The sequence below is a fragment of the Klebsiella sp. 64 genome, from assembly GCF_018223915.1.
Lineage (GTDB): Bacteria > Pseudomonadota > Gammaproteobacteria > Enterobacterales > Enterobacteriaceae > Klebsiella > Klebsiella pneumoniae.
Map to the genome: position 1 here is coordinate 1 of NZ_JAGRQZ010000012.1, position 13567 is coordinate 13567.

Sequence of the window (13567 nt, forward strand, 5' to 3'; positions counted from 1 at the left end):
ATACAGATTAATCGATACGTTGGTGAGACGTGTTGATAAAACAGAATTTGCCTGGCGGCACTAGCGCGGTGGTCCCACCTGACCCCATGCCGAACTCAGAAGTGAAACGCCGTAGCGCCGATGGTAGTGTGGGGTCTCCCCATGTGAGAGTAGGGAACTGCCAGGCATCAAATTTAGCGTGCTGATATGGCTCAGTTGGTAGAGCGCACCCTTGGTAAGGGTGAGGTCCCCAGTTCGACTCTGGGTATCAGCACCACTTTTTAGGTTAAAGTTCGGCACGTTGTAAAGAATTTGTCTGGCGACAATAGCGCGGCGGTCCCACCTGACCCCATGCCGAACTCAGAAGTGAAACGTCGTAGCGCCGATGGTAGTGTGGGGTCTCCCCATGTGAGAGTAGGGAATCGCCAGGCATCAAATAAAGCAAAAGGCCCAGTCGAAAGACTGGGCCTTTTGCTTTTGTGTTATCTGTTGTTTGCCGATGAGCTTCTTTGCTGCCCAGGGAAAATCTAACTGGCATCGATATGAACATTGCGCAGCAACGGCCCGGAGAGAGGGAAAGGACGTTCGCCATCATTGCTCACCATCAGAGTAAAGGCCCGCTCTTCGACCGGGCCTTTGGTGTTTGTTGGTTCTGAACCCTGAATCTGAAAAGTTTGCCGATAGCGATGGACGACTCATTGCCAGCGGTCCCTGGCAACAACAACGGCTAAGAAAGCTGGCGAACTATCGTCAGGAAGAACCTGAATGATCGCTTACTTTGGGGAATGGAGTGGAGCAGATACAGGGGATACACCTGTATCTGCGGTTGGGGAAGCGATCTAGCGGGTCAGAGCAACGATCCCTAACGTGAGGCCGGCTACCGCGGCCGCACCCCCGGCGATTGCGCCTGCGGTTTCCCAGTTGTCTTCTGTTGTGCCTTTCATACAGGTATTGGTATGGACTAAGCGGCCTTGCGAGTCATAAACCGGTACGCAGGGAGAGTCATGGGCACAGCCTGCCAGCAGAGAGGCCAGCAGCGCCACGATTAAATACTTTTTCATGATATTACCTCTGGATAATCCGCTGGGTTGTACTGAAAGCCAGTGCAGAACGGAATGGCTTATTTTATCACCGCGAATTGTCCGGGCCGGAGGCCGAAATCATCTCAATATATGAGCCGCGTAAATATCGTGAAGATAAGCGCGGGAATATGCAGAAAAGATGGAGAGAAAGATTGTGATTCAGCGATGCTGCGTGCGATGGCGGTTGCCAGACTGCGGCGCGTTTAGCTGGCTGCCAATATTGCATGCGAAAAAAAGCGCCCGCAAGGGGCGCCTTCAAGACATAGCCGAGTTATTCAGCGTGCCGGGTAAAGCGTCGTCTAACGACCACGAAGAACACCGGAACAAAGAAGATCGCCAGCAGCGTCGCGGTCAGCATCCCGCCCATCACGCCGGTGCCAACCGCATTCTGCGCCCCGCTGCCGGCACCATGGCTAATCACCAGCGGCATGACCCCGAGAATAAAGGCCAGAGAGGTCATCAGAATAGGCCGCAGGCGCATCCGCGATGCCTCCAGCGTGGCCTCAATGATCCCTTTCCCTTCTTTCTCCATCAGATCCTTGGCGAACTCGACGATCAGGATCGCATTCTTGGCCGACAAACCGATCGTGGTCAAGAGTCCGACCTGGAAGTAAACGTCATTATTCAGCCCACGCAGCGTGGCGGCTAACAGCGCGCCAATGACCCCTAGCGGAACCACTAACATGACTGAGAAGGGGATCGACCAGCTCTCATACAGCGCCGCCAGACACAGGAAGACGACGATCAGCGAGATGGCATAGAGCGCAGGCGCCTGGTTGCCGGAGAGCCGTTCCTGGTAAGACATCCCGGTCCAGTCATAACCGATGCCGCTCGGCAGTTTACTGGCCAGCGTTTCCATCAGCGCCATGGCTTCCCCGGTACTTTTGCCTGGCGAAGCTTCACCGAGGATCTCCATAGATGGCAACCCATTGTAGCGCTCCAGGCGCGGCGAGCCATATATCCAGCGTGAAGTGACAAAGGCGGAGAACGGCACCATTTCGCCGTTGGCGCTGCGAACATACATGTTGTTAATGTCGCTCGGCAGCATACGGAAGTGGGCATCAGCCTGAACGTACACTTTTTTCACGCGGCCGCGGTCAATAAAGTCATTGACGTAGTATCCGCCCAGCGCGGCTGATATCGTTTCATTGATATCAGAGAGTGATACGCCCAGCGCCTGCGCTTTTTCCTGATCGACATCCAGTTTGAACTGAGGGGTATCTTCCAGCCCATTAGGGCGTACCCGAACCAGCTGATCCGGATGCTGTTTCACCATGCCCAGCAATTGATTGCGCGCCTGGGTCAGAGCGGTATGACCGAGTCCGCCCTGGTCGATCAGTTCAAAGTCGAAGCCGGTGGCGGTACCCAGCTCAATAATGGCTGGCATGTTGAACGGGAAAACCATGGCGTCTTTGATCTGGCTAAAGGCTACGGTGGCCCGCTTGATGATGGACTCCACGCTGTTTTTATCGCCGCTGCGTGCTTCCCAGGGCTTCAGGCTGACAAACGCCATACCGGAGTTTTGTCCCTGGCCGCTGAAGCTGAAGCCGTTAACGGTAAAGACGCTTTCGACGTTGGCCTTCTCGTTATGCAGGTAGTAGTCTGTCACCGTATCCAGGACCTTCTGCGTGCGCTCCTGGGTAGCACCGGACGGCAGCTGGATCATGGTCAGGAAGACGCCCTGGTCTTCGTCGGGCAGAAAGGACGTGGGCAAGCGCATGAACAGCACGGCCATCCCCACGACGATCAGCAGGTAGATCACCAGATAACGGCCAGTTCCACGTAAAATACCGCTGACGCTGTTGGTATAGTGGTTAACGCTCTGGTCGAAGCGGGCGTTAAACCAGCCGAAAAATCCTTTTTTCTCATGGTGTTCAGCTGAGGCTGGCTTCAACAACGTGGCGCAGAGCGCCGGCGTCAGTACCAGCGCAACCAGCACGGAGAGCGCCATGGCGGAGACGATGGTGATTGAAAACTGACGATAAATCGCGCCGGTTGAGCCGCCGAAAAAGGCCATCGGGACAAATACTGCGGAGAGCACCATGGCGATACCCACCAGCGCTCCCTGGATCTGCGACATAGATTTTTCCGTCGCTTCTTTTGGCGAGAGCTTCTCCTCAACCATCACACGTTCGACGTTTTCCACTACTACGATAGCGTCATCGACCAGCAGACCTATCGCCAACACCATGCCAAACATTGTCAGCGTGTTGATGGAGTAGCCAAACATCGACAATACCGCGAAGGTTCCCAACAGCACCACGGGTACGGCAATGGTTGGAATGAGCGTTGCGCGCATGTTCTGCAGGAACAGATACATGACAAGAAAGACGAGAATAATTGCTTCAAAAAGCGTTTTGACCACTTCGTGAATGGAGATTTTGACGAAAGGGGTCGTATCATACGGATAAACCACCTTCATCCCCTGAGGGAAGTAGGGCTGCAGCTCGGCCAGCTTCGCTTTAATCGCGGTGGCGGTATCCAGGGCGTTGGCGCCGGTCGCAAGCTTAATACCCAGACCAGAGGCAGGTTTACCGTTAATTCTGGCGACAACGTTATAGTTCTCTCCCCCCAGCTCAATGCGGGCGACGTCTTTCAGATGGACGACAGAGCCATCGGCATTGACCCGCAGCGTGACCTTGCCAAACTCCTGCGGATCTTTGAGCCGCGTCTGAGCGATGATTGACGCGTTCAACTGTTGGCCTTTCAGCGCTGGCGTACCGCCGAGCTGACCCGCGGCGATCTGATCGTTCTGGACCTGCAGCGCATTGATGACGTCCACCGGCGTCAGGTTGTATTTATTCAGCAGGTTGCCATCCAGCCAGACGCGCATGGCGTATTGCGCGCCGAACAGCTGCACATCGCCCACGCCGTTGAGGCGGCTAATAGGATCTTTGACATTGGAGGCGACATAGTCAGAGATATCGTCCTGGGTGGTGGTCGGGTTATCAGAGATAAAGCCGGCGACCAACAGGAAGCTGCTACTGGATTTCTCGACGCTAATCCCCTGCTGCTGTACTTCCTGGGGCAGCAGCGGCGTGGCCAGCTGCAGTTTGTTTTGCACCTGTACCTGGGCAATATCGGGATCGGTACCCGATTTAAAGGTGAGCGTAATGGTTACCGAACCGGCAGAGTCGCTGGTCGACGACATATACATCAGGTTGTCGATGCCGTTCATATTCTGCTCGATAACCTGGGTGACGGTATCCTGTACGGTCTGGGCATCTGCACCGGGGTAGGTGGCGGAGATCGCTACCGCAGGAGGGGCGATTGTCGGGTACTGAGCTATCGGCAGCTGCAGGATGGCCAGGCCGCCGGCAATCATCATAATGATAGCCAGCACCCAGGCGAAGACCGGTCGATGAATAAAAAACTTAGACATGGCTGGGTATCCTTATTGCACGGCCGGCGCCGCACGCTCCGCTTCCGCTTTGACAGTGACGCCTGGACGAACTTTCTGTAAGCCGCTGACAATCACTTTATCGCCCGGCTTCAGCCCACTGGTGATAAGCCACTTATCGCCAACGGCCTGAGTCGCGACCACTTCCCGGGTTTCAACCTGGTTTTTGTCATTCACCAGCATCACAGAGGCATCACCACGCGGCGTGCGGGTCACCCCTTGCTGCGGTACCAGGATAGCCTGCGGATCGACGCCTTCGTCTATGCGGGCGCGGACGAACATCCCCGGCAGCAGGACATGCTGCGGGTTAGGGAAGATAGCGCGCAGAGTAATTGAGCCCGTACTTTCATCAACAGTGACGTCAGAAAACTGCAGTGAACCTTTGAGCGGATAGGCCTGGCCGTTCTCCATGACCAGCTCAACGCTTTTGGTATCACCGCCGCGCTGCAGGCTTTCCTGCTTAAGGCGCATGAAGTCATTACTGGACTCCGTCACGTCAACATAGATGGGATCGAGCTGCTGGACGGTAGCCAGGGCATCCGACTGGCCGTTGGTGACCAGCGCCCCTTCGGTGACGCTCGATTTACCGATGCGCCCGCTAATGGGGGAGGTTACTTTGGTGTAGGCCAGGTTGATACGGGCCGTTTCCACGGCAGCTTTGGTGGCGATGACATCGGCATCGGCCTGGCGGGCGGTGGCCACTGCCTGATCGTATTCCTGCTGGCTGATATATTTAGTACCCAGCAGTGGAACGTAGCGTTTCACCGTCAAATGGGCGATAGCGGCCGCGGCTTCGGCTTTGGCCTCATCGCCTTTGGCGCTGTTCCACGCCGCCTGGTAGGTCGCCGGATCGATCTGATAGAGCGACTGGCCTGCTTCGACATCACTTCCTTCAACAAAGTTACGCTTCAGAATGATACCGCTCACCTGGGGGCGGACTTCCGCTACGCGAAAAGCAGAGGTTCGGCCCGGCAGTTCGGTGGTGACTGATAGCGGCGCGCTGTTGACGACATGGACCGTCACCTGCGGCGCCCGCGCATGGGGTTGCTGGTTGTCAGAATTATCGCAACCGGTTAGCAATAAGGCCGAGATAATTAAACCGGATAAAAGTGTCACTCTGGCGTGAGTCGTCATGGCGGTTCCTTATAGATTACGTACCCAATCAGGCGGCGAATCTGTGAAAGAAAGAGGGAATCAAAAAGCAGTTTGCCATCCTACAAATAAACGCTGTTGGATGTAAGAGATACTTATTTTTAAGCAGTCAGCAAGGCACGCAAAAACAAAAAAATGGTCACTGTAGTATTGCGATTTATCGCAATTGTAAAAGTTGATAAATAGACATTATTTCAGTGAATGTATTTTCCGGTGATATTCACTTGAATAATTAATTCTCTTTTTGCATCAGGATTAACTTGTCTGCATTTTTGCTAAATAATACTTCATGGCAAATGCTAGATTAATTCTAATTAAGAATATCCTATATTATCTGCTTATCGGGAAGTGGGGCCTTGTATGGCAAGAAAAACAAAAGAAGAGGCGCAGCGCACGCGGCAGCTCCTGATTGAGTCCGCAATCCAGCAGTTCGCCCTGCGCGGAGTAACCAACACCACCCTGACGGATATCGCCGATGCGGCGGGAGTGACTCGCGGCGCGGTGTACTGGCATTTTGCCAGTAAGACGGAGCTGTTTAATGAAATGTGGCAGCAGCAGCCGCCGCTTAGAGATTTGATTCAGCCCAGTCAGGCCATAGAGTACGAACAGGAGCCGTTAAATGCTTTACGCGAGCGGTTTATTGCAGGCCTGCGCTATATTGCTACGAATCCTCGACAGCGCGCTCTGATGCAAATTCTTTATCAGCGCTGTGAGTTTTCCAGTGATATGCTTTCGGAATACGAAATTCGCCAACGTATTGGTTTTAATTATTCACTCATTGGCGGCATCCTGCAGTGCTGCGTGCGTAACAATATATTGCCAGCCGAAACAAACATTGAGATGATATTAATTGTTTTACACAGTGCTTTTTCCGGGCTGATTAAAAACTGGCTGCTCGATCCGCAACGCTTCGATCTTTATCAGCAGGCGCCTGCGCTGGTGGATAATATAATGGCGGTGGTCTGTGCTGCGCGTTTATCCGGAGGGCCTGCGCTACGGCTGGTGAATCAGTAATGAGGTCTGTTGGCGCAGATAATAAAAAAGGCGCTTCCCCATGCCGAAGAGCGCCTTTTATATCAAGCAAGCAACTGACTAGTATCAGTTCATGCCGTATTTTTTCAGTTTTTTACGCAGCGTACCGCGGTTGATGCCCATCATCAGAGCAGCGCGGGTCTGGTTACCACGGGTGTATTGCATCACCATGTCCAACAGGGGCTGTTCAACTTCAGCCAGTACCAGCTCATACAGGTCATTCACATCCTGACCGTTCAGTTGAGCAAAATAGTTCTTCAGTGCCTGTTTAACCGAGTCACGCAGGGGCTTTTGAGTTACCTGATCCTGAGAGTTAACGGTAGAAACGGTCAGTACGTCAGAATTTACGCGTTGTTCGAACATAGTTCTGTCAGCTCTTTATTTCTATTACGCAAAATTTTCGAAGTATGCCTCCAACGCCTCCAGCTGTTCGCTGGCATCCTCAATGGCGTTGAATGTGCGCCGAAACTGGTCATCTGGAGCATGTTCCTGAAGATACCAGGAGACGTGTTTACGCGCGATTCGGTACCCTTTTGCCTGACCATAAAAGTCATGCAACTCCCGAACGTGCGCACAAAGCAAGCGCTTCACCTCTGCCAGCGGCAGTGGGGGCAGCAGCTCTCCAGTGTCCAGATAATGCTGGATTTCCCGAAAGATCCAGGGTCTTCCCTGAGCTGCACGGCCTATCATCAGGGCATCAGCCCCTGTATAGTCGAGCACAGCTCTGGCTTTAAGCGGGTCAGTAATGTCGCCATTCGCGATAATCGGAATGGAAACTTTCTGCTTAACTGCCCGAATACTGTCGTACTCAGCGTCTCCGTTAAACAAGCAGGCGCGGGTGCGTCCGTGAATAGTCAGAGCCTGAATGCCACACTCTTCGGCCAGTTGGGCAATCTCTACGCAGTTACGGTGTTCCGGTTCCCAACCGGTGCGAATCTTGAGAGTCACAGGAACGTCCACCGCGTTAACGACCGCCGTCAGGATCGACTTCACCTGGTCGGGGTACTGCAAGAGGGCTGAACCTGCAAGCTTGCGATTCACCTTTTTCGCCGGGCATCCCATATTGATATCAATAATCTGGGCGCCGCTTTCCACGTTAATCCGCGCGGCGGCAGCCATCTCTTCCGGCACGCTACCGGCGATTTGCACGGTACGAATACCGGGCTCATCGATATGCACCATCCGTAAACGGGACTTGTCGCTCTCCCACACCTGTGGGTTAGAAGACATCATCTCGGAAACGGTTAAACCCGCTCCCATCTCGTAGCACAGCGTCCGGAATGGTCTGTCAGTAATGCCAGCCATGGGCGCTGCGATCAGGCGATTTCTGAGCTGGTGGTGTCCGATGCGCATGAGTTAAGAAATGACCATACTGTGACTGCAAGGCGGCGTATATTACGCATTTTTTGCACGAGATGAAAGGCCAAACTTTGAGCAATCCTCTGTTGCAGATCAATGAATCCGGGACTAGCGTAAAAGGGATGAATAAATACTTATATTAATCATTGATTTAATGGATGGTGGATAATTTGTGTCCATTTATAAAATCATAAAACTTCTCGATTTTTCTTGGATAAACTGGCCGTATGGCGATATAAAACGCTGTTTTTGTAGCCAAAAAAGTGCTCTGTAGTGCGATCTGCCTCTCATTTCCTGGCATTATTTGGTGGCTACTGGAAACAAAAATGCGGCCCGTAGGCCGCATCGCGCTTAGTTTTTCCGGCCGGTAATCCGGCACCACTCTTCCTTCTCGACCACCGGGTCAAGGGCGAAGAGATCGGCATAGGCTTCACAGACGCTCTCCGCCTGGCTGGCAAGGATGCCGGAAAGCCCCAGCAAACCGCCTGAAACGGGCAGGACGCTGATTAATGGCGCCAGCTCACGCAGCGGGCCTGCCAGGATATTCGCGACCACCACGTCGGCTTTCATCGACTCCGGTTGGTCCTGAGGAAGATAGAGCTCCAGGCGTTCAGAAACGCCGTTACGCTGCGCGTTATCACGACTGGCCTGAATAGCCTGCGGGTCGATATCAATCCCGATTGCTTTTGCCGCCCCCAGCTTCAGTGCGGCAATCGCCAGGATGCCGGAGCCGCAGCCGAAATCAATCACCGTTTTTCCGTTGAGGTCGAGTCCATCCAGCCACTGCAGACACAGGGATGTCGTCGGATGCGTACCGGTGCCAAAGGCCAGACCCGGATCGAGCATCACGTTGACGGCATTTTCATCCGGAACATCGCGCCAGCTTGGGCAGATCCATAGCCGCTCCCCGAAGCGCATGGGGTGGAAGTTATCCATCCATTCCCGTTCCCAGTCTTTATCTTCCAGCTGCTCGATCTTATGCGCGAACCCGGCGCCCAGCAGCGGATGCTGCTCCAGTTGGGCAACGACCGCTTTCATATCGGTTTCAGCATCGAACAGGCCGATTACGTCGGTATCCCCCCACAGGCGGGTTTCCCCGGGCAATGGCTCAAATACCGGCGTATCGTGCGTATCCTGGAAGGTGATCGAGACCGATCCGGCCTCCATCAGCGCATCGCTAAGATCTTCAGCGTTCGCGCCGGTGGTATTTAGTTTCAGTTGGATCCATGGCATAGCAAAACTCTTTATTTATCAGTAGTCAAAATGGGGGACTGTGGGGCGGGACGACCGAAACGGTTCCCCGCCACAAACGCCAGCAAACTCAGCAGCAGCGCGGGAACGATCGGGTGAAAGCCCAGAAACTGCACTTTCAGCGTGGCCAGTACGGCATACAGGACGCCGCCTACGATCATCGCGCTCAGCGCGCCAGCCGCGTTGGCGCGTTCCCAGTAAAGGCCCAGCACCAGCGGCCACAGGAAGACGGCTTCCAGGCCGCCGAAGGCCAGCAGGTTCAGCCAGATTATCATCTCCGGCGGCCGCCAGGCCGCGAGCAGCAACAAGACCCCCAGCAGGAGCGTGATGCCGGCGGACATGCGTTTAAGCCGCTTTTCGTTAGTCGCCTGATCCGGCCGCCAGTTCAGGTACAGATCTTTGATGATCGTAGCGGAACTTTGCAGAAGTTGGGCATTGATCGTCGACATAATCGCCGCCATCGGCGCGGCAAGGAAGATCCCGGCGGCAAAGGGCGGAAGCACTTTAACCATCAGCGTCGGGATCACCAGATCCGGCACGGTTAAATCGGGGATCACCGCCCGGCCTAATGCCCCAGCCAGATGCATGCCAAACATCAGGATCGCCACCACGATGGTGCCGATAATGATGCCGCGATGCACGGCTTTGCTGTCTTTGTAGGAGATACAGCGCACTGCGGTATGTGGCAGACCAATAACGCCGAAGCAGACCAGCACCCAAAACGAGGCCATAAAGGTTGGCGAGAGGATATCCTCCGCGCCCTGCGGGGACACCAGCTTGACGTCGATCGACTGCAGCGTCTCTACCGCATGGCCAACCCCCCCGGCGGCGTGGATCACGCCCACCAGCAGCACGATCGTGCCGATCAGCATTACCATGCCCTGCATCGTGTCGTTGAGCACGCTGGCGCGAAAGCCGCCATAGGCGGTATACAGCGCGATGCTGACCCCGAAGATCAGCAGGCCGGTATCGTAAGGAATACCGGCAGCCGTCTCCAGCAGGCGGGCGCCGCCGATAAACTGGACGGTCATGGCGCCGACAAAGGCCACCAGCAGACTCAGGCTGGCCAGCCAGACCAGCAGGCGACTCTGATAGCGAGCAAACAGCATGTCATTGAGGGTGACAGCATTATAGCGACGCGCAAGGATGGCGAATTTTTTCCCCAGCACGCCCAGCGACAGCCAGATGGCGGGGAGCTGGATCATCGCCAGCAGCACCCAGCCCAGGCCGTATTTATAGGCGGCGCCGGGTCCGCCGATAAATGAGCTGGCGCTGATATAGGTGGCGGTTAGCGTCATGGCCAGCACGAAGCCGCCCATCGAGCGGCTGCCGAGAAAGTACTCATTAAGAAAGCTACCTGAGGCGCGTTTTCTCATGGCGTAGAGGGATAAACCGAACACCACCACCAGGTAGGCGATCAGGGGAATAATGACCTCAAACTGCATCATCGTCCTCCAGAGAAATATCGCGGAAAATCAGTTTGACCATCGCCCAGCACAGCAGAATGAACAGCAGCGGTACCAGCAGGCAGGCCATTTCAAACCAGTGTGGCAGGCCGGTAAAGCCAATAGCCACCCCCGGCAAATAGGCGGCGGCCAGCCAGGCGGCAAGGTAGAGAAGGGTCAGCCACAGCGCCCAGCGCGCTTCTTTGTGGGCCTGAACAAAGCGTTTGTCCATTTTTTGTCCCTTGAGGATGAAGAAAGCGGGGATTGTACCGCATGGTATAGATGAGGAGAGAGAAAAAGAAAAAAGGCCGGTTTACCCGGCCTTTTGCTGAGAGAGCAGAATTATTTTTCCTGCAAGCCGAGTTTTTTCTCCAGATAGTGGATATTGGTGCCACCATGCTGGAAATTCTCGTCGCTCATAATGCGCATCTGCAGATCGACGTTGGTTTTGATGCCATCGATGATCAGCTCCTGCAGCGCATTCTTCATGCGGGCAATCGCCACGTCACGGCTTTCGCCGTAGCAGATCAGTTTACCGATCATGGAGTCATAGTACGGCGGTACGGTGTAACCGGCGTAAATATGTGACTCCCAGCGCACGCCAAAGCCACCCGGCGCGTGGAAACGGGTGATTTTGCCCGGGCTCGGCAGGAAGGTGTTCGGGTCTTCGGCGTTGATACGGCATTCCACCGCATGGCCGCGAACCACCACTTCATCCTGCTTGATGGACAGCGGCTGGCCGGCTGCGATACGCAGCTGCTCTTTGATCAGGTCAACGCCGGTGATCATTTCAGTTACCGGATGCTCTACCTGGATACGGGTGTTCATTTCAATGAAGTAGAACTCGCCGTTTTCGAACAGGAACTCAAAGGTACCCGCCCCGCGGTAGCCGATATCCACACAGGCTTTAGCGCAACGCTCGCCGATGTAGCGACGCAGTTCCGGGGTGATGCCCGGCGCCGGCGCTTCTTCGACCACTTTCTGATGACGGCGCTGCATGGAGCAGTCGCGTTCAGCCAGATAGATAGCGTTACCCTGACCATCCGCCAGCACCTGAATTTCAATGTGGCGTGGGTTTTCCAGGTATTTCTCCATGTAGACCATGTCGTTGTTGAAAGCCGCTTTGGCTTCCGCTTTGGTCATGGAGATGGATTGCGCCAGTTCAGCGTCGCTACGTACAACGCGCATACCGCGACCGCCGCCGCCGCCGGAGGCTTTGATGATCACCGGGTAGCCGATGCGTTTGGCATGGGCGCGGTTAGCGTCCATGTCGTCGGTCAGCGGGCCGTCAGAACCTGGAACGGTCGGAACGCCAGCTTTCTTCATGGCGGTGATGGCGGACACTTTGTCGCCCATCAGGCGGATAGTGTCGGCTTTCGGGCCGATGAAGATGAAACCGGAGCGCTCAACCTGCTCAGCAAAATTAGCGTTCTCAGAGAGGAAGCCATAACCCGGGTGAATCGCTACCGCGCCAGTGATCTCAGCGGCGCTGATAATGGCCGGAATGTTCAGATAGCTTTTTACGGACGGAGCCGGACCGATGCAGACCGTCTCATCCGCTAACAATACGTGTTTTAGATCGCGATCCGCAGTGGAGTGCACAGCGACAGTCTTGATGCCCAATTCTTTACAGGCACGCAGGATGCGCAGTGCGATCTCGCCACGGTTAGCGATGACAATTTTATCCAGCATGTTCGCCTCGTTACTCGATAACTACCAGCGGCTCGTCGAATTCTACCGGTTGGCCGCTTTCGATCAGAATGGCTTTCACCACGCCGGCTTTGTCGGCTTCGATCTGGTTCATCATTTTCATCGCTTCGACGATGCACAGGGTGTCGCCCACGTTAACTTTCTGGCCAACTTCCACAAACGCTTTCGCGTCCGGGCTCGGCGTACGATAGAAAGTACCAACCATCGGGGAACGTACGATGTGACCACTGATTTCCGCTTTCGCCGGCGCTTCAGCCGCAGCAGCTGGTGCGGCAGTCGCGGCGGCAGGCGCCTGAGGCTGCATCATCGGCGCAGCATAAGCCTGCTGCATAACCGGATAGCTTGCGGCCGGTGCAGAGCGGCTGATGCGAACAGACTCTTCGCCTTCAGAAATTTCCAGTTCGGAGATACCTGATTCTTCAACCAGCTCGATCAGTTTTTTAATCTTACGAATATCCATGAGTGGGTTCCGTACTCTTTGTTTAGTGTGATTGTGACAGGCGTTTTACCGCCGTCTGTAAAGCGTATGAATAACCATCCGCCCCCAGCCCGCAAATGACGCCAGCGGCGACATCTGACAGATACGAGTGCTGGCGGAAGGGTTCGCGTGCATGCACATTGCTCAGGTGAATCTCGATAAACGGGATGTTCACGGCGAGCAAAGCGTCACGGATTGCTACGCTGGTATGCGTGAACGCGGCCGGATTAATCAGGATATAGTCCACGTTGTCTTTAGCCTGATGAATTCGGTCGATTAACGCATGCTCCGCGTTGGACTGCAGGTGATCCAGACTCACATTCAGCGCCGCCGCTTCAGATGTTAAACGGTTAACAATTTCAGCCAGCGTGAGAGGGCCATACTTCTCAGGCTCGCGGGTACCGAGCATGTTAATGTTTGGACCATTCAAAAGCAAAATGTGAAACTTCACTGCCATTGTGTGGCGATCTCCTGCCATTTTCGGGTAAAAAACAACATATACCTTCAATGCGCCCTTGTCACCTTTTCAGGGTCAGAAAACCCCGTCAGGAAAACCAAAGTCGCACATTATAACGATTTCGTAGCAATTGGCAGCTAAATACTGGTCTTATCAGGGAAGATTATCAACCGCTATCTGAAAAAGAGTCGCGGTTGATAAAGGATCTGCGGGAAACTGCAC

12 protein-coding genes, 1 tRNA gene and 2 rRNA genes are annotated in these 13567 nt (G+C 54.6%); 4 read left to right on the forward strand and 11 right to left on the reverse strand.

Annotation, left to right across the window (positions count from 1 at the left end; translation table 11 throughout):
* Positions 1 to 50 precede the first annotated feature (50 nt).
* The 3 genes from rrf (KHQ23_RS09080) (at position 51) to rrf (KHQ23_RS09090) (ending at position 410) form a co-directional block, all read left to right on the forward strand.
* Positions 51 to 166, forward strand: a 5S ribosomal RNA gene (gene rrf / locus KHQ23_RS09080).
* A 14-nt stretch (positions 167 to 180) separates the two neighbouring features.
* Positions 181 to 256, forward strand: a tRNA-Thr gene (locus tag KHQ23_RS09085).
* Positions 257 to 294: 38 nt separating this feature from the next.
* Positions 295 to 410: ribosomal RNA gene (gene rrf, locus KHQ23_RS09090) — 5S ribosomal RNA — on the forward strand.
* A 408-nt stretch (positions 411 to 818) separates the two neighbouring features.
* Here rrf (KHQ23_RS09090) and KHQ23_RS09095 read toward each other — a convergent pair.
* From KHQ23_RS09095 to KHQ23_RS09105, 3 genes are all read right to left on the reverse strand, one after another.
* On the reverse strand, positions 819 to 1040 hold the full coding sequence (locus tag KHQ23_RS09095; RefSeq protein ID WP_002919103.1) for a membrane protein: 222 nt from the start codon (positions 1038 to 1040) through the stop codon (positions 819 to 821).
* A gap of 292 nt (positions 1041 to 1332) precedes the next feature.
* Positions 1333 to 4443, reverse strand: a complete 3111-nt coding sequence (locus tag KHQ23_RS09100) for an efflux RND transporter permease subunit (RefSeq protein ID WP_004174089.1) — start codon at positions 4441 to 4443, stop codon at positions 1333 to 1335.
* Positions 4444 to 4455: 12 nt separating this feature from the next.
* Positions 4456 to 5595 (reverse strand): efflux RND transporter periplasmic adaptor subunit, encoded by a 1140-nt coding sequence (locus tag KHQ23_RS09105; protein ID WP_020804355.1) that lies wholly within the window; start codon positions 5593 to 5595, stop codon positions 4456 to 4458.
* A gap of 378 nt (positions 5596 to 5973) precedes the next feature.
* Here KHQ23_RS09105 and envR point away from each other — a divergent pair, with 378 nt between their 5' ends.
* On the forward strand, positions 5974 to 6627 hold the full coding sequence (gene envR, locus KHQ23_RS09110; protein ID WP_020804353.1) for an acrEF/envCD operon transcriptional regulator: 654 nt from the start codon (positions 5974 to 5976) through the stop codon (positions 6625 to 6627).
* Positions 6628 to 6711: 84 nt separating this feature from the next.
* Here the strand turns inward: envR and fis are convergent, their stop codons facing one another.
* From fis to aroQ, 8 genes are all read right to left on the reverse strand, one after another.
* Positions 6712 to 7008, reverse strand: coding sequence for a DNA-binding transcriptional regulator Fis (gene fis, locus KHQ23_RS09115; protein WP_000462905.1), 297 nt, complete (start codon positions 7006 to 7008; stop codon positions 6712 to 6714).
* A gap of 24 nt (positions 7009 to 7032) precedes the next feature.
* Positions 7033 to 7998, reverse strand: a complete 966-nt coding sequence (dusB, locus tag KHQ23_RS09120; RefSeq protein WP_004144972.1) for a tRNA dihydrouridine synthase DusB — start codon at positions 7996 to 7998, stop codon at positions 7033 to 7035.
* Positions 7999 to 8355: 357 nt separating this feature from the next.
* Entirely contained in the window at positions 8356 to 9237 is an 882-nt protein-coding gene (prmA, locus tag KHQ23_RS09125; protein WP_002918745.1) for a 50S ribosomal protein L11 methyltransferase, read from the reverse strand.
* An 11-nt stretch (positions 9238 to 9248) separates the two neighbouring features.
* Entirely contained in the window at positions 9249 to 10700 is a 1452-nt protein-coding gene (panF, locus tag KHQ23_RS09130; RefSeq protein WP_004188394.1) for a sodium/pantothenate symporter, read from the reverse strand.
* The gene (locus tag KHQ23_RS09135; RefSeq protein WP_002918740.1) at positions 10690 to 10932 is read right to left on the reverse strand and encodes a YhdT family protein; all 243 of its coding nucleotides are present in this window, start codon (positions 10930 to 10932) and stop codon (positions 10690 to 10692) included. Before KHQ23_RS09135 ends, panF begins: the two co-directional genes overlap by 11 nt.
* A gap of 110 nt (positions 10933 to 11042) precedes the next feature.
* Complete coding sequence (accC, locus tag KHQ23_RS09140; protein WP_004174096.1) at positions 11043 to 12392, reverse strand: acetyl-CoA carboxylase biotin carboxylase subunit; 1350 nt, start codon at positions 12390 to 12392, stop codon at positions 11043 to 11045.
* Between the two features lie 10 nt (positions 12393 to 12402).
* Positions 12403 to 12870 carry an acetyl-CoA carboxylase biotin carboxyl carrier protein gene (accB, locus tag KHQ23_RS09145; protein WP_002918736.1) on the reverse strand — a complete coding sequence of 156 codons (468 nt, stop codon included), beginning with the start codon at positions 12868 to 12870 and terminating at the stop codon, positions 12403 to 12405.
* Between the two features lie 22 nt (positions 12871 to 12892).
* On the reverse strand, positions 12893 to 13345 hold the full coding sequence (gene aroQ / locus KHQ23_RS09150) for a type II 3-dehydroquinate dehydratase (RefSeq protein WP_004174104.1): 453 nt from the start codon (positions 13343 to 13345) through the stop codon (positions 12893 to 12895).
* Between the last annotated feature and the right edge of the window lie 222 nt (positions 13346 to 13567).

Coding starts and splice junctions, on each gene's coding strand:
- KHQ23_RS09095 (WP_002919103.1), bottom strand. CDS start 1,040: ATGAAAAAGTATTTAATCGTGGCGCTGCTGGCCTCTCTGCTGGCAGGC.
- KHQ23_RS09100 (WP_004174089.1), bottom strand. CDS start 4,443: ATGTCTAAGTTTTTTATTCATCGACCGGTCTTCGCCTGGGTGCTGGCT.
- envR (WP_020804353.1), top strand. CDS start 5,974: ATGGCAAGAAAAACAAAAGAAGAGGCGCAGCGCACGCGGCAGCTCCTG.
- aroQ (WP_004174104.1), bottom strand. CDS start 13,345: ATGGCAGTGAAGTTTCACATTTTGCTTTTGAATGGTCCAAACATTAAC.
- accB (WP_002918736.1), bottom strand. CDS start 12,870: ATGGATATTCGTAAGATTAAAAAACTGATCGAGCTGGTTGAAGAATCA.
- dusB (WP_004144972.1), bottom strand. CDS start 7,998: ATGCGCATCGGACACCACCAGCTCAGAAATCGCCTGATCGCAGCGCCC.
- KHQ23_RS09105 (WP_020804355.1), bottom strand. CDS start 5,595: ATGACGACTCACGCCAGAGTGACACTTTTATCCGGTTTAATTATCTCG.
- KHQ23_RS09135 (WP_002918740.1), bottom strand. CDS start 10,932: ATGGACAAACGCTTTGTTCAGGCCCACAAAGAAGCGCGCTGGGCGCTG.
- panF (WP_004188394.1), bottom strand. CDS start 10,700: ATGCAGTTTGAGGTCATTATTCCCCTGATCGCCTACCTGGTGGTGGTG.
- prmA (WP_002918745.1), bottom strand. CDS start 9,237: ATGCCATGGATCCAACTGAAACTAAATACCACCGGCGCGAACGCTGAA.
- fis (WP_000462905.1), bottom strand. CDS start 7,008: ATGTTCGAACAACGCGTAAATTCTGACGTACTGACCGTTTCTACCGTT.
- accC (WP_004174096.1), bottom strand. CDS start 12,392: ATGCTGGATAAAATTGTCATCGCTAACCGTGGCGAGATCGCACTGCGC.